Raw genomic sequence first — 18,699 nt, 5'->3', positions numbered from 1 at the left:
CGGCGCTCACGTGGAGAGCTGCCAGACCAGGGCGGCCGCCAGCGCGCCCAACCCGTTCAGCGACCAGTGCAATGCGATCGGCGCGATCAAGCTGCCGCTGCGTCCGCGCAGCCAGCTGAACACGAATCCGGCTACCGCGGTGGCCAGCACCGCCAGGATCACACCGCACAGCATGCCGATCACACCACCGCCGAACAACCGGGTGAAGCCCACATTGCTGCTCGTCAGACCCAGCGATGTCGCGATGTGCCACAGGCCGAACAGCAGCGAGCCCGCCATCGCGACGCCGCGGAATCCCCACGCCCGACTCAGCGCGCCGTGCAAGACGCCGCGAAACGCCAGCTCCTCGGGAATGACGGTCTGCAGCGGGATGATGATCATCGACGCGATCAGCGCCCCGGAGACCGTCACGTAGTGGTTGTTCATGAACATCGGCCGGGTCAGCGGCAGCAGCGCACCCACCGCGATCACCGACACCACGACGGTGACCGCGGCCAGCGCATACCCGATGCCGGCTCTCCAGTGCTCACGCCCGAGGCCGAGCTCAGCCCAGCCTAATCCATTGCAGCGCAAGAGGATTACCAGTCCGATGGCCGCGGTCGGGACCGTGGCGATACTTGCCCAGGGCGCGGTGAAATGCGCGATCAGGTTGGTCAATGCCAACACGACGACAACAACGGCGACGTCGACGTAGACCGTGAACCGGTGCAGCGCAGACAACTGCACCGCCAGCGGATGCGCTTCGGTGGCCATTCGCCTAGATTACCCAGGTCCATCCCGAGATCTGCGGGTCGTCCTCGCCGTGCTCGCGGGTGTACCGGCGGGCCGCCAGGCGCGCGTCGGCCATCGCCTGCCGTAGCACGGCAGCGCGATTGCCCAGCCCGTCGACTCGGTCGATCACGTCCATCACCAGGTGGAATCGGTCGAGATCGTTGAGCATCACCATGTCGAACGGCGTCGTGGTGGTGCCGCGCTCTTTGAATCCGCGCACATGCAGGTGGCTGTGGTTGGTGCGCCGATAGGTGAGCCGGTGAATCAGCCAGGGGTAGCCGTGGTAGGCGAAGATCACCGGGGTGTCGACGCCGAACAGCGCATCGAATTCGCTGTCGGGCAATCCGTGTGGGTGCTCGGATTCCGGCTGCAGCCGCATGAGGTCGACGATGTTGATCACCCTTACCTGCAGGTCTGGCAGCTCGCGGCGGAGGATGTCGGCGGCCGCCAGCGTTTCCAGCGTCGGGATGTCGCCCGCGCAGGCCAGCACGACGTCCGGTTCGGCCGTCGCGGTGCTGGCCCACTGCCAGATGCCCAGCCCGCGCGTGCAGTGCGCGATCGCCTCATCCATGCCGAGGTAGGCCAGCGCGGGTTGCTTTCCGGCGACGATGACGTTGATGTAGTCGCGGCTGCGCAGGCAGTGATCGGCGACCGACAGCAGCGTGTTGCCGTCCGGCGGCAGATACACCCGGGTCAGCTCGGCGCGCTTGTTCGCCACCAGGTCGATGAAGCCAGGGTCCTGATGCGACGCACCGTTGTGGTCCTGGCGCCACACGTGAGAGGTCAGCAAATAGTTCAGCGACGCGATCGGGCGCCGCCAGGGCAGTTCGCGGCTGGTGGCAAGCCATTTGGCGTGCTGGTTGAGCATCGAGTCGACGATGTGCACGAACGCTTCGTAGCAGTTGAACAGCCCATGCCGGCCGGTGAGCAGGTAGCCCTCCAGCCACCCTTGGCAAAGGTGCTCGGAGAGCACCTCCATGACGCGCCCGTCGGGGGCCAAGTGCTCGTCGACGGGTTCGATTTCCGACAGCCACACCTTGTCGGTGGACTCGTAGACGGCGTCCAGCCGGTTGGACGCCGTCTCGTCGGGGCCCATCAGCCGGAATCGGTCGGGATTGCGGGCGATCACGTCGCGCAAGAAGGTGCCGAGCACCCGGGTCGCTTCGTGGGTCGTGGTGGCGGGCTGCTCGACGGGCACGGCGAAGTCACGAAAGTCCGGCAGGTCCAGGTCGTCCAGCAACAGCCCACCGTTGGCGTGCGGGTTGGCGCTCATCCGGCGGTCACCGGCCGGCGCCAGCGCCCGTAGTTCGGGCCGCAGCCTGCCGTCGGCGTCGAACAGCTCCTCGGGCCGGTAGCTGCGTAACCATTCTTCGAGTTGCCTGCGGTGCGACGGGTTGTCGCGGGTTTCGGCCAGCGGCACCTGGTGCGCGCGCCAGGTGCCCTCGATCTGCTTGCCCTCGACCATTTTCGGGCCGGTCCAACCCTTGGGGGTGCGCAGCACCAGCATCGGCCATACCGGCCGCTGGGTCTGCTCGCCGTTGCGGGCAACGCGCTGGATGGTGGCGATGTCGTCGAACGCCTCATCGAGCGCGGCGGCGAGTTGTTGATGCACGTTGACCGGATCGTCTCCGGCGACGGTGATGGGCCGATAGCCGTAGCCGCGCATCAGCGACTCCAGCTCGTCGTGCGGGAGCCGCGCCAACACGGTCGGGTTGGCAATCTTGTAGCCGTTGAGATGCAGGATCGGCAGCACCGCGCCGTCGGTAGCCGGGTTGAGGAACTTGTTGGAGTGCCAGCTGGCGGCCAACGGTCCGGTTTCGGCTTCACCGTCGCCGATCACGGCGGCCACCACCAGATCGGGGTTGTCGAACGCCGCACCGTAAGCGTGCACCAAGGCGTAACCCAGTTCGCCACCTTCGTGGATGGAGCCGGGCGTCTGAGCGGCGACGTGACTGGGGATGCCACCGGGAAAGGAGAACTGCCGGAACAACTTTCGCAGCCCCTCAGTGTCTTCCTCGATCCCGGTGTATACCTCGCTGTAGGTGCCCTCCAGGTAGGCGTTGGCGACGAGCCCCGGCCCGCCGTGGCCGGGCCCGGTGACGAAGATGACGTCGGCGTCGCGGGCCCGGATGACCCGGTTCAGGTGCGCATAGATCAGGTTCAACCCCGGAGTGGTGCCCCAATGGCCCAGCAGCCGCGGTTTGATGTGCTCGGGCGCCAGGGGATCGCGGAGCAGCGGATTGTCCAGCAAATAGATCTGGCCCACCGACAGGTAGTTGGCTGCGCGCCAGTACGCGTGAATCCGGTCGCGTTCGTCATCGGCGAGGACGGGTGGGGTCTCCGGGTGAGAGGTCACCGGTCCGATTGTCCCCGACGGTCGGCAAAAGCCGCCAACTACGCTCAACCCATGCCCGTCGACCCCCGCACTCCGGTGCTGATCGGCTACGGCCAGGTGAATCAGCACGACATCGACCCCGGTATCGAACCCGTCGACCTGATGGTCGCCGCCGCCCGCCAGGCCGCCGACCAGCGGGTGCTCGAGGCGGTGGACTGCATTCAGGTGGTGAATGTGCTGTCGGCGCGCTACCGCGATCCCGGTCTGCTGGTCGGCCAGCGCATCGGCGCCGACCGTGCGGCCACCCGCTACAGCGGGGTGGGCGGGAATTTTCCGCAGACCTTGGTCAACCGGGCATGCCTGGACATTCAGCACGGCCGCGCGCAGGTCGTGCTGGTCACGGGTGCGGAAACCTGGCGCACCAGAATGCAATTGAAGGCCCAGGGCAACAGGCTGACCTGGACGCAGCAAGACGAGTCTGTCCCGATCGCGCCGGGCGGCGACGAGAACGTCCCGATGGCCGGCCCGGCCGAGGAACGCATCGAACTGATCCGGCCGGCCCACGTGTACCCGATGTTCGAGCAGGCGTTGCGGATCAGCATGGGCGAGTCGGTGCAGGACCACCGCAGGCGCATCGGCGAACTGTGGGCGCGGTTCAACGCCGTGGCGGTCGACAATCCGCATGCGTGGATACGCAAACCGCTTGCAGCCGAGGACATCTGGCAGGCTAGTCCGGCCAACCGGATGATCAGCTGGCCGTATACCAAGTTGATGAATTCCAACAACATGGTCGACCAGGGCGCGGCGCTGATTTTCGCCTCGGCCGACACCGCGACCCGCCTGCGAATCCCCACCGAGCGCTGGGTCTTTCCCTATGCGGGCACCGATGCGCACGACACCTATACGCTCGGCGAGCGCGCTGAGCTGCACCGCTCCCCGGCCATCCGGATCGCCGGCGCACGCGCGTTGACCCTGGCCGGCCTGCACATCGACGCCGTCGACTACGTCGACCTGTACTCCTGCTTCCCGTCCGCGGTGCAGGTCGCGGCCGCCGAGCTCGGCCTGGCGACCGACGACCCGAGCAGGCCGCTGACGGTCACCGGCGGGCTGACCTTCGCCGGCGGCCCGTGGAACAACTACGTCACGCACTCGATCGCAACCATGGCCGAATTGCTGGTCGCCAACCCCGGGCGTCGGGGCCTGATCAGCGCCAACGGCGGATTTCTGACCAAACACAGCTTCGCTGTGTACGGCACCGAGCCGCCTGCATCGGAATTCCGTTGGGAAGACGTGCAATCCGAAGTCAACCGAGAACCGACCCGGCGGGCGGCAGTCGAATGGGACGGTGTCGGCATCGTCGAGTCCTGGACCGTGCCGTTCGACCGCGACGGCAAGCCGGAGAAAGCCTTCCTGGCGATTCGCACCCCCGACGAGGCACGCACGCTGGCGCTGATACCCGATGCGATCTCGGCGGAGGCGACGGTGGCAGACGACATCGCCGGCGCTAAAGTCGCGGTGCGCGCCGACGGCACCGCCACGCTGAAATAACGGGCTCGGCAACGTCTCGGTCACCGAATCCTGACGAAAAAGTCAAAAGACAATGGGTATCCCGCAGACGTGCCTATTGTCGAGAAAGGGGCCGGGGGAGGTGGGTTGGCGTTGCGGATCCTGGTAACTGGCGTCACGACGGCGGTAGGGCGTGCCGTCGCGCGACAGCTGCTGGCGTCCGGGCATACCGTCATCGGCATCGCCCCTGATCCGCACGACAACCTGGATCCTGACGTCGATTTTGTCTGCGCCCCGCTCGGCGGCTCGCTGCTACAGCAGCTCGCCGACGAGGCACACGTGGTACTGCATCTGGCCCCGATCGAACCGGCCGCGCCCGGCAGCGCCGGCATCAACGGCCTGGTGCACGTCGCGCATGCGGCGGCCCGGTCGGGGGCCCGGCTGGTTTTCCCGTCCCAGGCCGCGGGGCAGCCCGAGCTCTACCAGCAAGCCGAGACGCTGGTATCCACCGGGTGGGCACCGAGCTTGATCGTGCGAATGGCTCCGCTGGTGGGCCGCCCGCTCGACTGGGCAGTGTGTCGCACCGCGACGAGCTTGATGCGCAGCAGCGATTGGCTCCACCCCGTGCGCCTACTGCACATCGACGACCTGATCCGATTCTTGGTACTCGCCGTCACCGCCAACACGACCGGTGCGGTGGATCTTGGGACCCCGGACACCACCAATGTGGTCGTCGCGCGGCACCTGCTGCGTACCGTTGCCCAGACAACGCGAGCGAGCCGGCCCGCCACCTGGGCACAGTTGACGCCGCATATGGATATGTCCGCGCTGCAAGAGGATTGGGTGTTTGACTTCGGTTGGTCGGCGGCCGACGCGATCGCCGACACCGCACGCGGACTGATCGGGCGCAAGCTCGACGCCGGCGGCGCGCTCGAGGTTCCCGGTCATCTGCCGTTGCCCCACGAGGTCAAGGTGCGGTCTCGGTCACCCGACGACGGCGCAACGCTGCTGTGCGCGGCACCGGACGGCTTGGAGGGTGAGTTCGACGACCGGATCGACCCGAGATTCCCGGTGTTCTCCGCAGCCACGCTTGCCGACGTGCTGCCCGGGCCGCTTACGCCGATGTCGCTGGACGTCCAGTTGTCCGGCTTGCGCAGCGCCAACCGAGTGATCGGCCAGGTCATAGCGCTGGGCGACGTGGTGGCCGCCGAATGGGGCAACCGAGCCATCGCGGTGTTCGGCCATCGCCCCTACGTCGGGGTCTCGGCCATCGCGATCGCCGCAAGCCAGCTGCCGGGGTGGGACGAGCGCGCGGTGGTCGACCGCCTGCTGCGCAATGCGCCGGTCGACGAACTATTGCCGCTGGGCCGTCCGCCGCTGGCGGGCGGGGTCCTCGGATCAGCGGCCAAGGCGCTGGTGATGACACGGGCGCTGGCCGTGCTGCGCCACCTGAAAACCCAGACGCAGGCCTACCGCGCCGCCGCGACGGCCGAACACCTCGACGCCGCGGCGCTGACAGGGCTACCCGAAGCGTCTCTGCAGGTGCGGGCTCGATTACTGCGAGACCGGATCCACCAGGGTTGGGGCCTGACCGCGCTGTGGTTGATCGACACCGGCGTCACCGCAGCCACTCTGGAACGCGCCGGCTCACCCGCCCCGGTGACCGGCATTGACGCAATGCTGAAAAGCGGACGCGTCGCGGCGGAAACCGCGGCATTGGCGGCCGCCTTGCAGCACGACGCGTCGGCGTGCGCGCTGGCACACGATGGAAACCTCGACGGTATTCGCGCCCAATCTCCGCGGGTCGCCGACGGCGTCGACGCGGCGCTCAAGCGCATGGCGCACCGAGGACCGGGAGAAGCCGAGCTGGCCAACCCGACATTCGGTGACGATCCGTCGATGCTGCTGACCGCTGCCGCGCAGATGGCAACCACCCTCAACAGCGACGAGACGCCGGCGGATGCATCGGCGCCGAAACCTGCCGAACGTATCGCGACCACCGCCCTGGTATCCGGAGAGATGGCTCACGACACCACCATGCGGTTCACCCACGAACTGCGAACGACCTTGCGCGAGTTAGGAACTCGCTGGGTCGCGGCGGACATCATCGATGTCGTCGACGACGTCTACTACCTGACCTGCGACGAGGTGCTCACCATGCCGGGCGACGCGCGGCTGCGGGTCAAACGGCGACGCGCAGAGCGGGATCGGCTGCAGGCGCTGCGCCTTCCCGAAGTCATCGACCACCGCTGGCAGCCATTGGACACTAACTGAGCAACTCACCCAGCGGAGTCTTCGGATCGCCCAGCCGGTCGGGATCCACCGGGCGCTGGGACCGGATCAGGGTTTTCACGTCGTCGAGCACATCCCAGATGTTGATGTTCATACCGGCCAGCACGCGGTTTTTGTCGTCGAGCCAGAACGCGACGAACTCGCGACTGTCGACATCGCCACGGAACACCACCCGGTCATAGCGGGGCGCATGGCCCACGTACTCCATGCCGAGGTCGTACTGGTCGGTGAAGAAGTAGGGCAGTTCAGCGTATTGGCCGGGTGTACCGAGCATCCCGGCCGCCGCCACCGCGGGCTGCTTGAGCGCATTGGCCCAGTGTTCAGTGCGAATGCGAGTGCCGTACAACGGATGCTCGGCGGCGGCGATGTCGCCGACCGCGTAGATGTCGGAGTTGCTGCTGCACAGCGACGCGTCGACCAGCACCCCACCGTCGCCCGTCGACAGCCCGGCTTGCTCGGCGAGTTCGAGGTTGGGTTGGGCGCCGACCGCCACCAGCACGGCATCGGCGGTGATCGTCGAGCCGTCCTGCAGCTTGAGACCGCTGGCCTTTCCGTCCGCGGTGGTGATCGCCTCGCACTGGCTTTGCAGCCGCAGGTCGACACCGTGTTCGCGGTGAAGGCGGGCGAAAACGGCCGCCACCTCCTCGCCGAGTGCTGCCAGCAGTGGCATTTTGGCGGTCTCGATGACGGTGACGTCGACGCCGCGTTGGCGGGCGCCGGCAGCCACTTCCAGGCCGATCCATCCGGCGCCCAGCACCGCCAGCGAGGAGCCCTCGGCCAGCGCGGAGTCGAGCGCAACTGCGTCTTCGTACTTCCGCAGATAGTGCACGCCGGCTGCATCGGATCCCGGTATCGGCAAGTGCCGCGGGCGCGACCCGGTGGCCAGCAGCAGCTTGTCGTAGCCGACGGTGGTGTCGTCGGCTAACTGCACACTGTGCGCGGCCGGGTCGATGGCAGCTGCCCGCACGCCCAACCGCAGGTCGACGTCGTGTTCGCGGTACCACGCGGAATCGTGCACGGTGAAATCGGTGAGTGACTTCTTTCCGGCAAGAAACTCCTTCGACAGCGGAGGCCGTTCGTACGGCAGCTGCTCCTCGTCGGCCACCAGCACTAGTTGTCCGTCGAAACCGTTGTCGCGCAATGCTTCTACGGCTTTTGCCCCGGCAAGTCCGCCGCCGACGATGACAAATGACGTGGCCATGCCGACAGCCTACTCGGCGCCGCTTAACTCAACAGTTCCCGCATAGACAACGCGTTGCGCACGGCGTGGCCACCCAGGTCGTTGTTGAAATACATCCACACGTCGGTGCCATCGGCCTCCCAGGCGGCGATGCGCTTTGCCCAGCGCCGCAGCTCGTGGCGCGGGTATGAGCCCGCATACATCGAGTTCTGGTCCGGGCCGTGCATCCGGATGTACACGAAATCCGTGGTGGCTCGCGGGATGCACGGCAGGCCCGCGCCGCTCATCACCACATATGCCGCACCGTGGCGCTCCAGCAGCGCGTACACGTCGGGGTCGTTCCACGACGAATGCCGCAACTCGACGGCTACGCGTATCCACTTCGGCATCGCAGCCAGAAAGGTTTCCAGGCGAGCGTCGTCGCGGGCTTGCTCTGGGTGCAGCTGGACCAGCAGCACACCGTGCCGGTCACCGAGTATTCTCCAGCAGCTTTCGAACCGCTCGATCCACGGCTCCGGCGAGGACAGCCGCCGATAGTGGCTCAGCCCGCGATGCGCTTTCACCGACATGGTGAAGCCATCCGGCAGCTGCGCACGCCACCCGGCGAACGTCGAATCCTTGGGCCAGCGGTAGAAACTGGCGTTCAGTTCGACTGTGTCGAAGACCTCGACGTAGCGGGCCAGCCGGCGCGCCGACGGCAGGCCTCGCGGATACAGGACGTCGACCCAGTGGTCGTAGGACCAACCCGAGGTGCCAATCCGCACGGTCACCGTCGGCTCAACCAGAAAGCTGTCGGCACACATCGGCGTCCAGCGATGCGCGTACCAGCGCCGCGGCCAGGCGCGCGTTGGACTGCGGGGCCAGGGCACCCAATTCGGCCGCATCGGACGGCAAACCGAGTTTCTTCGCCGCGCTCAGAGCCCGTTTGTCGAAATACGGCCGCACCCAAGTCCATACGTCCTGCACTTCCCGCAAGAATATGTCGGCGCCGGTGGGGCCGATGCCGTTGAATTGCTGCAGCAGACGGCTGGCCGTACCGACGTCGTGCGCGCTGCGTCGGGAGAGTTGACGCAAATCGCCGGAGTACTCGTCGCGGACCCGCTCGGCCAACTCGGTCATGCGAGTCGCCGAGCTTTCGTCGTATCGCACGTAATGGGCGCGGCCAAACGCGCGGATCATGGTGCGACGACGGTCGGATTCCAGCACCGCCTTCGGGGTGCGCAGGCCGTCGCTGAAGAGTTCACGCCCGGCGCGCATGGCGATCGAGGCATCGATCGGTTTGCTGCCCAGCATGCACAGCACCAACAGCTGAAAAAGCGGCATCGGTTTGTCACTGAGACGGACACCGGCTTCGGCCGCATACGTGGTGCCGGCCGCCTTCAGCAGTCGCTCCACGCGCTTGTCCATACCGCACCGCGTACCCGCGAGACCTGGTCACAAATCAGTCCAGGTCCACCCGGATCGTCAGCAGATCGGTGCCCATCGCGCGCACCAGCGCACTGTTGACCCCGGGCAGATTGCGCAGCCGCTCGATAGGGTCGTCGTCCGGCAGCAGGTGGGCGGTTCCGCTGCGCCATCGACCGCGAATACGAACCCGCACAGCCGGATTGGCCTTGATGTTGCGCACGTACTGGGAATGCTGCCCGTGCTCGGAGACCAACCAGAACTGGTTGCCGACCAGCCGGCCGCCGACCGGGGTGCGCCTGGGCTGCCCGGACTTGCGGCCGATGGTTTCGATCATGGTGATCGGCAGCCGTCGGGCCACCGGATTGGCCACCAGCCGTTGGACGGTACTCACCACACGCCGCTTCAAACTGTTCGCGTCGGTCATGCCGCGACAGTAGCGTGATGCTCGGCTTCCAGCGATTGGGCCACGATCTCGGCGACATCGGTCATCGGCTTGACCTCCAACGCCTCCAGCACTTCGGCGGGGACGTCGTCGAGATCAGGCTCGTTGCGCGCCGGGATGAACACCGTCGACAACCCGGCGCGCTGGGCGGCCAGCAGCTTCTGCTTGACGCCGCCGATCGGCAGCACCCGCCCGTTCAGCGTCACCTCACCGGTCATCCCGACATCGGCGCGAACCTGACGCCCGGTGGCCATCGACACCAGCGCCGTCACCATCGTCACCCCGGCGGACGGCCCGTCCTTGGGAACCGCGCCGGCCGGCACGTGCAGGTGGATCTGCCGATCCAGTGCCGCCGGGTCGACGCCCAATTCCGAAGCGTGCGAACGCACATAGGACAGTGCGATCTGGGCCGACTCCTTCATCACGTCACCGAGTTGACCGGTCAGCTGCAGGCTCGGCTCGCCGTCGTTCGCGTTCGCCTCGATGTAGAGCACGTCGCCGCCCATCCCGGTCACTGCCAGGCCGGTGGCCACGCCCGGAACCGCGGTGCGCTCGGCGGATTCGGGGGTGAACCGCGGCCGACCCAGGTAACCAACCAGATCCGGCTCGTCGACGACGACCGGCGCCTCGACGTCCCCGGCCAATTCCGTGGCGACCTTCCGCATCACCTTGGCCAGCAGCCGCTCGAACTGGCGCACACCGGGCTCGCGCGTGTAGTCGGCGGCGATCTTGCGCAGCGCCGCTTCGGTCACGGTGACCTCGTCGTCGGTCAACCCAGCACGTTCGCGCTGCCGGGGCAACAAGAAATCGCGCGCGATGGCGATCTTGTCGTCCTCGGTGTAACCGTCGATCTCCACCAACTCCATGCGGTCCAGCAGCGCCGACGGGATGTTCTCGACCACGTTGGCCGTCGCCAAAAACACCACGTCGGACAGGTCCAGATCCAGGTCCAGGTAGTGGTCCCGGAACGTGTGGTTCTGCGCGGGGTCGAGCACCTCGAGCAGCGCCGCAGCGGGATCGCCGCGGTAGTCCGAGCCGACCTTGTCGATCTCGTCGAGCAGCACGACGGGGTTCATCGACCCGGCTTCGCCGATGGCACGCACGATGCGGCCGGGCAGCGCACCGACGTAGGTGCGCCGGTGCCCGCGGATCTCGGCCTCGTCGCGCACACCGCCCAACGCGACCCGCACGAACTTGCGGCCAAGCGCGCGGGCCACGCTCTCACCCAGCGATGTCTTGCCGACACCCGGGGGACCGGCCAGCACCATCACCGCACCGGAGCCGCGGCCACCGACAACCTGCAGGCCGCGCTGGGCCCGCCGGGCCCGCACCGCCAGGTACTCCACGATGCGGTCCTTGACGTCCTCCAGACCGTGGTGATCGGCGTCCAGGATTTCCCGGGCGGCCTTCAGGTCGGTCGAGTCATCCGTCTTGACGTTCCACGGCAGCTCGAGCACGGTGTCCAGCCAGGTGCGGATCCAGCCGCCTTCGGGGCTTTGCTCGCTGGCCCGTTCCAGCTTGCCGACCTCGCGCAACGCGGCCTCACGCACCTTCTCGGGCAGGTCAGCCGCCTCGATGCGAGACCGGTAGTCATCCGAATCCTCCGAGCCGTCCGGCGCGAGCTCCCCGAGCTCCTTGCGGATCGCCGCGAGCTGCTGTCGCAGCAGGAATTCCTTCTGCTGCTTTTCCATTCCGGCACGCACGTCTTCGGCGATCTTGTCGCTGACCTCGACTTCGGCGAGGTGGTCGGTGGTCCACTCGATCAGCAGCCGCAACCGCGCGTTGACGTCCTCGGTCTCCAGCAGTTCACGTTTCTGCACGTCGCTCAGGTACGACGCATATCCGGCCATGTCGGCCAGTGCCGCGGGATCGGTCAGCCGGTTGACGACGTCAACAAGCTCCCAGGCCTCCCGCCGCTGCAGCATCGCCAGCAGCAGCTTCTTGTATTCGGCGGCCAGCGTGCGGGTCTCGTCGGTGGGCTCGGGGTCGGTGACCTCGGTCACCTCGACCCACAGTGCCGCACCGGGGCCGGTCGCTCCGGCCCCGATGTGGGCACGCCGTTCGCCCCGTACGACGGCGGCCGTTCCGCCGCCGGCGATACGGCCGACCTGCAGAATCGACGCCAGCACGCCGGACGACGGGTAACGGTCGTCGAGCCGCGGCGCGATCAGCAGCTTGCCCGATTCGCTCGCCCGGGCCGCGTCGACCGCAGCGCGAGCCGCGTCGTCGAGCGCGATCGGCACGACCATGCCGGGCAGCACAATCGGGTTGCTGACGAACAGGACCGGGACTGTCTTGGCTTCAGCCATCAAACCTCCAAAGTTAAGTCTGTTGCGCTCAACCTTGGTAGGCGGCTGTTTGTTCCCGGTCGTCCCGGCTCAGTCGTCGATGTGTGTCGGTGGGTCGGCGAACGCGGGATCCCCGGGGTGCCGGTCCGGGCCCATCTCGTCGCAGTGCTTGTTGGGCACCAGGTAGGAACTGGCGCCGCGGTAGATCAACGTGGGGACGGCCACGCAGCGCTGCCAAGTGCCGTCGGGCTGGATCGGGCCGTCACACTTGCTGAGCACGGGTCCGCCGTACTGGCAGCCGGCGCCGGCCGGCGGCGCCCATGCGATCAGCCCCGCGGTCATCCACAGGACAGTCAGTCCTGTGGCGATGCAGCGCCCCATGGTCGTCTCCTATGCGTCGTCAGCCACACCACTCACGGACATCGGGCGGGTACTGGTCGAGCGGTGGATCACAACGCTGCCCCGGTGGGTAGTTGACGCGGGCATTGAGCAGGTCGCAGGGAATGTAAACCTGCTTGCCCTTGGCAGTGTTGCTCAAACATAGCGTCGGCGGCTGGGCCGGAGCCTGGGCGGGGGCAATGAGCGCGACCACTAAGGCGCCGAGCACCCACACAACAGCGCGATACATCATGGGAACTCCTTTTGCCAATGAATGGCCAACACTTGACCTGCGTAAACGTGAGGGTAGCCCGCCGGGGCAGTCAAGCTGGAAGTAACGGCACCAATCGCCGCAGTTGCGTTATGTGCTTCGGCGACAATTCCTCTAGGCAAGTGACACCGAGCAGCCGCAGCGTGCGGGTCAGCTGGCCCGACAGGATCTCGATGGCACGGCGCACCCCCGCCTCGCCGCCGGCCATCAGGCCATACAGATAGGCCCGCCCGACCAGTGTGCATCGCGCACCGAGCGCGACGGCCGCGACGATGTCGGCGCCGGACATGATGCCGGTGTCGAGCAGGATCTCGGTGTCGCCGCCGAGCTCGCGTGCCACCGAGGGCAACAGATAGAACGGCACGGGCGCCCGATCCAATTGGCGGCCACCGTGATTGGACAACACGATGCCGTCGGCGCCATGGTCGACGGCCGAGCGGGCATCGTCGAGGGTTTGGATTCCCTTGACGACGAGCTTGTTCGGCCATTGGGTCTTGATCCAGGCGAGATCTGCGAAGGTGACGCTGGGGTCGAACATCGTGTCGAGGTATTCGCCGACGGTGCCCGGCCAGCGGTCCAGGGACGCGAACGCCAGCGGCTCGGTGGTCAACAGGTCGAACCACCACCGCGGGTGGCGGGCGGCGTCGAGCACGGTCCGGGCCGTCAACGCCGGCGGAATCGACATCCCGTTTCGGGCGTCGCGCAGCCGTGCACCGGCGACCGGAACGTCGACGGTGACCAGCAGTGTGTCGAATCCAGCCTCGGCGGCCCGTCGCACCAGCGCCATCGACCGGTCCCGATCTCGCCACATGTACAGCTGAAACCACTTGCGGCCCTGCGGCACAGCCGTTGCGACGTCTTCGATCGAGGCGGTGCCCAAAGTGGACAGCGAAAACGGGATGCCGGCGGCCGCTGCCGCGCGGGCCCCCGCGATCTCGCCCTCGGTGTGCATCAATCGGGTAAAGCCCGTCGGGGCGATCCCGAACGGCAGCGCCACCGGCTGGCCGAGCACTTCCCAATCGGTGCGGACATGGGTCACATCGCGCAGGATCGTCGGATGAAATTCGATGTCGCGGAAGGCTTGCCGGGCACGGCCGAGTGACACCTCGTCCTCGGCGCCGCCGTCGGCGTAGTCGAAAGCGGCTCTGGGGGTGCGCCGTTTCGCGATGCGGCGCAAGTCGCAAATGGTCAACGCCGCGTCCAGCCGACGCTGGGTGCGGTCGAGGCGCGGCTTGCGGAACCTGATCAGCGGCGCCAGATCACGGGCTTTGGGCATCCGCCTGTGCAACGGTGGTGACATGAGATCCGTATCCGACCCCTTCGATCTGCAACGCTTTGTTGACGCGCAGGCTCGCGTTTACCACACCGTAGTCGAGGAGCTGCAGGCCGGCCGCAAACGCAGTCATTGGATCTGGTTCATCTTCCCTCAGCTGGAAGGGCTGGGCAGCAGCCCGACGGCGGCGCGGTACGGCATTTCGTCGCTCGAGGAAGCCGAGGCTTATGTTCGCCACGAAGTGCTGGGGCCGCGTCTGCATGAGTGCGCACAACTGGTCAACCAGATAACGGGGCGGTCCATCGAAGAGATATTCGGGTCGCCCGACGACCTCAAGGTGCGCTCGTCAATGACGTTGTTCGCCCGGGCGACTGACGACAATCGTGATTTTCGAGAGCTGCTCGACAAGTACTACGGCGGCGTGGAAGACCCATTGACCCTGCGGCTGCTCAGCTAGGCCGCAAAATCCGCCATCCCTGCGGTTCGACCAGCACGGTGTCGACGACGTCGTCCGGCGGGGCCCCCGATCCCGCAATGACCTGTGCCCGCGGCACGCTCATTTGAAGCGGCGTCTCGTCGATATTCAGCGCAACGATGAGGGCTTCGTCGCCGCTATGCGTGCGGTACAGATAGCGCCGGTTGTCCAGCAGCATCGTGCTCGTCGTCGCCGCGTGCAGCCAGGGGTGACGCCTGCGCAGCCCGATCAAGTACTGGTGCAGCGCCCACACTTGCGCGCCGTGCTCATCCAGCGACGCTGGGGGAGCGCCGAAGTCGGGCCGCACCGCGTCGTCTCCGCCGAAACGTTCTTCCTTCACCCCGCGGTACCCCAGTTCGTCGCCCGCGTACACGCTGGGAATACCGCCGAGGGTCATCAGCAGCACCAGCGCGTGCGCGTAGTGATCGGGGTGCTCGAGCCGACTGGCGATGCGGGTGACGTCGTGGTTGCCGATGAAGGTCAGCGGCGAAAAGCTGCCCAGAAAGTCGTTGTGCCGCTGCAACGCCCAATCCAGCTCATAGAAGTTGCCGTCGTTGAGGGTGCTCCAGATCGCCTTCCACAACTCGTACTGGGTGGCCGAATCGAAACCGGCGGTTTTGACCGCTGCGGCGTAATCGCCGTGGATGAGCTCGCCCAAAAACCACGCATCGGGGTGCGACGCCCGCACTCGCGGTAACACTGCCGCCCAAAACGGCGGCGGCACAGCGTAAGCCGCATCCAGGCGCCAGCCGTCGGCGCCGCGCCGCAGCCAATGCGCCATCACGTCGACAACGTAGTCGGCGACCTCCGGATTGTCGTGGTTCAGCGTGGTGAGATCGCCGTGACCTTCGAAAGGGTAGTCGCGAAACCACGCTTGGCGATCACGCGGAAAGTCCGGGCCGACGTGGTTGAATACGCCATCGAGCAGCACGCGCAGCCCGCGTCGATGCGCCTCGCCGATGAAGAAATCGAAATCGCCGTCGTCACCGAGCCGCGGGTCGATGCGGTAGTGATCGGTGGTGTCGTAACCGTGGGTGCGCGAGGCGAAGATCGGGCCCAGCGCGATGCCCGAAGCCCCCAGCGCAACGGCGTGATCGAGCCAGTCGACAATGCGCCGCAGCCGGTGTTCGGCGGGACCAGGTGCCGGATCGGCCGGAAACGCCCCCACGAAGCCGAGCGGGTAGACCTGCCACCAGATCACATGCTCGACCCAGCCAGGCGCGGTCACAGCCGAAACGTTACCCGGCGGCCGCCAGAGTCTGAGCGGTCGTGATCGCCTGCGCCACGCCGGCGACGATGGCAGCGACCTTCAGCGCCTCGAAGATCGCCTCCCTGCCGACCCCGGCTTCGCGCAGCGTGTGCTCATGCGCCGCCACGCAGTGTGCGCACCCATTGATCGACGACACCGCGAACGACCACAACTCGAAATTGGCTTTGTCGACGCCGGGATTGCCGATGATGTTCATCCGCAGCCCGGGGCGCAGGTCGTCGTAGGCGCCGTCCAGGAACCCCCGGCCGCGATAGAACACGTTGTTCATGCCCATGATCGACGCCGCACCAAGGGCCGCCTGGTACGCCTCAGCCGACAGATAATCCGCTGCCTCAGCGCCAATCTCGCTCAGCACCCGCTCGTTTCGCGTCGCAGCCGCGCTGGCCAAAAGCGTGCCCCAGAGCTGCTCCTCGCCCAGCACGGTGGTCCGGGTTATCGACCCCAGATTGAGCTTGAGATCTTTGGCGTAGTCGGGCAGGGCGTCCTTCAGGTCGTTGATGCCCATCAGGCCGACTTCCGCAGCTCTTCGCCGGCGTCGATGGTCGGGTCGCCCTTGCGCCAGTTGCAGGCGCACAGCTCGTCGGACTGCAACGCGTCAAGCACCCGCAGCACCTCGTCGACATTGCGGCCCACCGAACCCGCTGTCGCTGACACGAACTGAATCTCGTTGTTGGGGTCGACGATGAATGTCACCCGGTCGGCGACACCTTCGTCGTTGAGCACCCCGGTGGCCTCGACCAGCTCGCGCTTGATGTCCGACAGCATCGGGAACGGCAGGTTCTTCAGATCCTCGTGGTGCACGCGCCACTGGAAGTGCACGAACTCGCTGTCCACCGAGACGCCGAGCACCTGCGCGTCGCGGTCCTCGAACTCGTCGTTCAGCTTGCCGAATGCGGCGATCTCGGTCGGGCACACGAAGGTGAAGTCCTTCGGCCAGAAGAAGATCACCCGCCACTTGCCCTTGTGGTCGTCGCTTGTGATGGTGGTGAAATAGTCGCCCGGCTCTTTGGCGTCGACCTTGGACAGATCGCCACCGATCAGTGCGGTCAACCGGTAGGCCGGGAACTGGTCGCCGATGGTCAGCAGGGCCATGTTTCCTCCTCGATCAAGATCGGATCTACTCGCAACTCTGGATTGACTCCAGTCTGCCTCGTCAACACTCTAAATAAAAGGTGATATTTCCCACTATACTAATAGGCATGGCCGATAAGAGTTATCAACCCACCATCGCCGGCCTCCGGGCATTTGTCGCGGTGGCTGAAAAGCAGCACTTCAGCAGCGCTGCAACAACTCTCGGGGTCAGCCAGTCGACGCTGTCGCAGGCGCTGTCGGCGCTGGAGGCAGGCCTGGGCGTCCAGCTGGTCGAGCGGTCCACCCGGCGTGTCTTCTTGACTGCCGAGGGCCGACAGCTGCTGCCGTACGCGCAAACAGTCGTCGAAGCGGTGTCGGCGTTCGCCGCGGCGGCCGCCGGGGCATCCGACCCTCTGCAGGGCGACATGCGGTTGGGCCTGATCCCAACGGTCGCGCCCTATGTGTTGCCGACGATGCTGGCCGGCCTGGCCGAGCGGCTGCCCGAGCTGACCTTGCGCGTGATCGAGGACCAGACCGAACGGCTGCTGGCCGCGCTGCGGGAAGGCTCGCTCGACGCCGCGCTGATCGCCTTGCCGGCCGAAGCGGGCGGGATCAGCGAAATCCCCATTTACGAGGAGGACTTCGTGCTGGCGCTGCCACCGGGACATCCGTTGTCCGGTAAGCAGCGGGTGCCGCCCACCGCCCTGGCGCAGCTGCCGTTGTTGTTGCTCGACGAGGGCCACTGCCTGCGCGACCAAGCGCTCGACGTCTGCCGTAAGGCCGGCGTGCGCGCCGAGCTTGCCAACACCCGGGCCGCATCGTTGGCCACCGCGGTGCAGTGCGTGACGGGCGGGCTGGGGGTGACGCTGATACCGCAAAGCGCCGTGCCGGTCGAAGCGGCCCGCAGCCGGCTCGGGCTGGCGCAGTTCGCCAATCCCCGGCCGGGACGACGCATCGGGCTGGTGTATCGGTCCTCGAGCGGCCGGGAGGCGCCGTACCGGCGGATGGCAGAAATCATCGGTGAGCTGGTCAGCGCCGATCAGCCGGTCCGGCTGGTCAAAGCGGCGTAACCGACACCCCCTTGTCGCCGACGAGTGAGAACGTGTTCTAGTTGCTGTCATGCTGGACTTCACCGCGGACAACACCAGCGCCGAGGATCTCGACCGGCTACGCGGAATCTACGAGCCGCTGACCCAGTCGGTTCGCGAGTTGATCGACGCCACCATCCGTACCGAAGTGGACGAAGACGCGGTTGCTGCGGCTAAAGCCGAAATCGATTCAGCCACAGCACGCTTGCGCAGCAAGCAACTTGAAGGCTCATTCGGCGTGCGCTATCGCGACGCCGGGCGGCAGATAACGTGGGGCAACGTCGTGATCGGAACGCGAAACCCGATCGCGCCGCCGCTGGTGATCACTCACGACCCGTCCGGCGGCGTGTGGTGCGACTTGGAGCTGGGGGCCGCATATGAGGGCCCGCCCGGCCACGTGCATGGGGGAGTAGCGGCGCTGATCCTCGATCATGTGCTCGGCGAAGCGGCCAGCGACGGCATCTCTCCCCGACTGACGGGAACCCTTACCCTGCGCTATGTGCGGGCCACCCGACTGGGCCGGTTGCGTGCGGAGGCGATGACCACCCGCGTCGATGGGGTGAAGACCTTCGCCGCAGGTCATCTCGCCGACGATGAGGGCATCACGGTGCATGCCGAGGGCGTGTTCATCAAACCCCGCTGGGCGCGATAG

At 66.7% G+C, this 18,699-nt stretch carries 18 protein-coding genes; 5 read left to right on the top strand and 13 right to left on the bottom strand.

Annotation, left to right across the window (positions count from 1 at the left end; all coding sequences use genetic code 11):
- Nucleotides 1-6 precede the first annotated feature (6 nt).
- Both MSP7336_RS17180 and MSP7336_RS17175 read right to left on the bottom strand, forming a co-directional pair.
- Nucleotides 7-753 (bottom strand): CPBP family intramembrane glutamic endopeptidase, encoded by a 747-nt coding sequence (locus MSP7336_RS17180; protein ID WP_113964200.1) that lies wholly within the window; start codon nt 751-753, stop codon nt 7-9.
- A 4-nt stretch (nt 754-757) separates the two neighbouring features.
- Complete coding sequence (locus MSP7336_RS17175; protein ID WP_113964199.1) at nt 758-3,127, bottom strand: phosphoketolase family protein; 2,370 nt, start codon at nt 3,125-3,127, stop codon at nt 758-760.
- A 51-nt stretch (nt 3,128-3,178) separates the two neighbouring features.
- Between MSP7336_RS17175 and MSP7336_RS17170 the strand changes: the two genes are divergently transcribed.
- Both MSP7336_RS17170 and MSP7336_RS17165 read left to right on the top strand, forming a co-directional pair.
- Nucleotides 3,179-4,654 carry an acetyl-CoA acetyltransferase gene (locus tag MSP7336_RS17170; protein ID WP_113964198.1) on the top strand — a complete coding sequence of 492 codons (1,476 nt, stop codon included), beginning with the start codon at nt 3,179-3,181 and terminating at the stop codon, nt 4,652-4,654.
- Nucleotides 4,655-4,765: 111 nt separating this feature from the next.
- A complete protein-coding gene (locus MSP7336_RS17165) occupies nt 4,766-6,886 on the top strand; it encodes an NAD-dependent epimerase/dehydratase family protein (protein ID WP_113965005.1) in 2,121 nt (706 codons plus the stop codon).
- Here MSP7336_RS17165 and MSP7336_RS17160 read toward each other — a convergent pair.
- From MSP7336_RS17160 to MSP7336_RS17130, 8 genes are all read right to left on the bottom strand, one after another.
- Nucleotides 6,879-8,105 (bottom strand): NAD(P)/FAD-dependent oxidoreductase, encoded by a 1,227-nt coding sequence (locus MSP7336_RS17160; RefSeq protein WP_113964197.1) that lies wholly within the window; start codon nt 8,103-8,105, stop codon nt 6,879-6,881. The genes MSP7336_RS17165 and MSP7336_RS17160 overlap by 8 nt on opposite strands.
- Before the next feature lie 23 nt (nt 8,106-8,128).
- On the bottom strand, nt 8,129-8,854 hold the full coding sequence (locus tag MSP7336_RS17155; RefSeq protein WP_113965003.1) for a DUF72 domain-containing protein: 726 nt from the start codon (nt 8,852-8,854) through the stop codon (nt 8,129-8,131).
- 7 nt (nt 8,855-8,861) lie between these two features.
- Nucleotides 8,862-9,491, bottom strand: coding sequence for an endonuclease (locus MSP7336_RS17150; protein ID WP_113964196.1), 630 nt, complete (start codon nt 9,489-9,491; stop codon nt 8,862-8,864).
- Between the two features lie 34 nt (nt 9,492-9,525).
- The gene (locus MSP7336_RS17145; RefSeq protein WP_069396074.1) at nt 9,526-9,915 is read right to left on the bottom strand and encodes a nitroreductase family deazaflavin-dependent oxidoreductase; all 390 of its coding nucleotides are present in this window, start codon (nt 9,913-9,915) and stop codon (nt 9,526-9,528) included.
- Nucleotides 9,912-12,242: an endopeptidase La gene (gene lon, locus MSP7336_RS17140; RefSeq protein ID WP_113964195.1), complete on the bottom strand. Its 2,331-nt coding sequence runs from the start codon at nt 12,240-12,242 to the stop codon at nt 9,912-9,914. Before lon ends, MSP7336_RS17145 begins: the two co-directional genes overlap by 4 nt.
- 69 nt (nt 12,243-12,311) lie before the next feature.
- Nucleotides 12,312-12,602 (bottom strand): CDGP domain-containing protein, encoded by a 291-nt coding sequence (locus MSP7336_RS17135; RefSeq protein WP_113964194.1) that lies wholly within the window; start codon nt 12,600-12,602, stop codon nt 12,312-12,314.
- A gap of 19 nt (nt 12,603-12,621) precedes the next feature.
- On the bottom strand, nt 12,622-12,852 hold the full coding sequence (locus MSP7336_RS23580) for a hypothetical protein (RefSeq protein ID WP_069396071.1): 231 nt from the start codon (nt 12,850-12,852) through the stop codon (nt 12,622-12,624).
- Nucleotides 12,853-12,922: 70 nt separating this feature from the next.
- On the bottom strand, nt 12,923-14,170 hold the full coding sequence (locus MSP7336_RS17130) for an alpha-hydroxy acid oxidase (RefSeq protein ID WP_113964193.1): 1,248 nt from the start codon (nt 14,168-14,170) through the stop codon (nt 12,923-12,925).
- On the opposite strand from MSP7336_RS17130, the gene MSP7336_RS17125 reads away from it, so the two are divergent.
- Entirely contained in the window at nt 14,169-14,600 is a 432-nt protein-coding gene (locus tag MSP7336_RS17125; RefSeq protein ID WP_113964192.1) for a DUF1810 domain-containing protein, read from the top strand. The genes MSP7336_RS17130 and MSP7336_RS17125 overlap by 2 nt on opposite strands.
- On the opposite strand, the gene MSP7336_RS17120 is transcribed toward MSP7336_RS17125, so the two are convergent.
- The 3 genes from MSP7336_RS17120 to MSP7336_RS17110 are packed head-to-tail and all read right to left on the bottom strand — an operon-like array spanning nt 14,593 to nt 16,980.
- A complete protein-coding gene (locus MSP7336_RS17120; RefSeq protein ID WP_113964191.1) occupies nt 14,593-15,846 on the bottom strand; it encodes an alpha-amylase family protein in 1,254 nt (417 codons plus the stop codon). The two genes, MSP7336_RS17125 and MSP7336_RS17120, sit on opposite strands and share 8 nt — an antisense overlap.
- 10 nt (nt 15,847-15,856) lie before the next feature.
- Nucleotides 15,857-16,393, bottom strand: coding sequence for an alkyl hydroperoxide reductase (locus tag MSP7336_RS17115; protein WP_069396067.1), 537 nt, complete (start codon nt 16,391-16,393; stop codon nt 15,857-15,859).
- Nucleotides 16,393-16,980: a peroxiredoxin gene (locus tag MSP7336_RS17110; RefSeq protein ID WP_069396066.1), complete on the bottom strand. Its 588-nt coding sequence runs from the start codon at nt 16,978-16,980 to the stop codon at nt 16,393-16,395. The genes MSP7336_RS17115 and MSP7336_RS17110 overlap by 1 nt, the downstream gene beginning before the upstream one ends.
- 107 nt (nt 16,981-17,087) lie before the next feature.
- On the opposite strand from MSP7336_RS17110, the gene MSP7336_RS17105 reads away from it, so the two are divergent.
- Together MSP7336_RS17105 and MSP7336_RS17100 are read left to right on the top strand one after the other, a co-directional pair.
- Nucleotides 17,088-18,029, top strand: a complete 942-nt coding sequence (locus tag MSP7336_RS17105; protein ID WP_113964190.1) for a hydrogen peroxide-inducible genes activator — start codon at nt 17,088-17,090, stop codon at nt 18,027-18,029.
- 49 nt (nt 18,030-18,078) lie between these two features.
- Nucleotides 18,079-18,699 (top strand): PaaI family thioesterase, encoded by a 621-nt coding sequence (locus MSP7336_RS17100; RefSeq protein WP_113964189.1) that lies wholly within the window; start codon nt 18,079-18,081, stop codon nt 18,697-18,699.

This window comes from Mycobacterium shimoidei (assembly GCF_900417275.1).
Lineage (GTDB): Bacteria > Actinomycetota > Actinomycetes > Mycobacteriales > Mycobacteriaceae > Mycobacterium > Mycobacterium shimoidei.
This window is presented reverse-complemented; position numbering and strand designations above follow the sequence as displayed.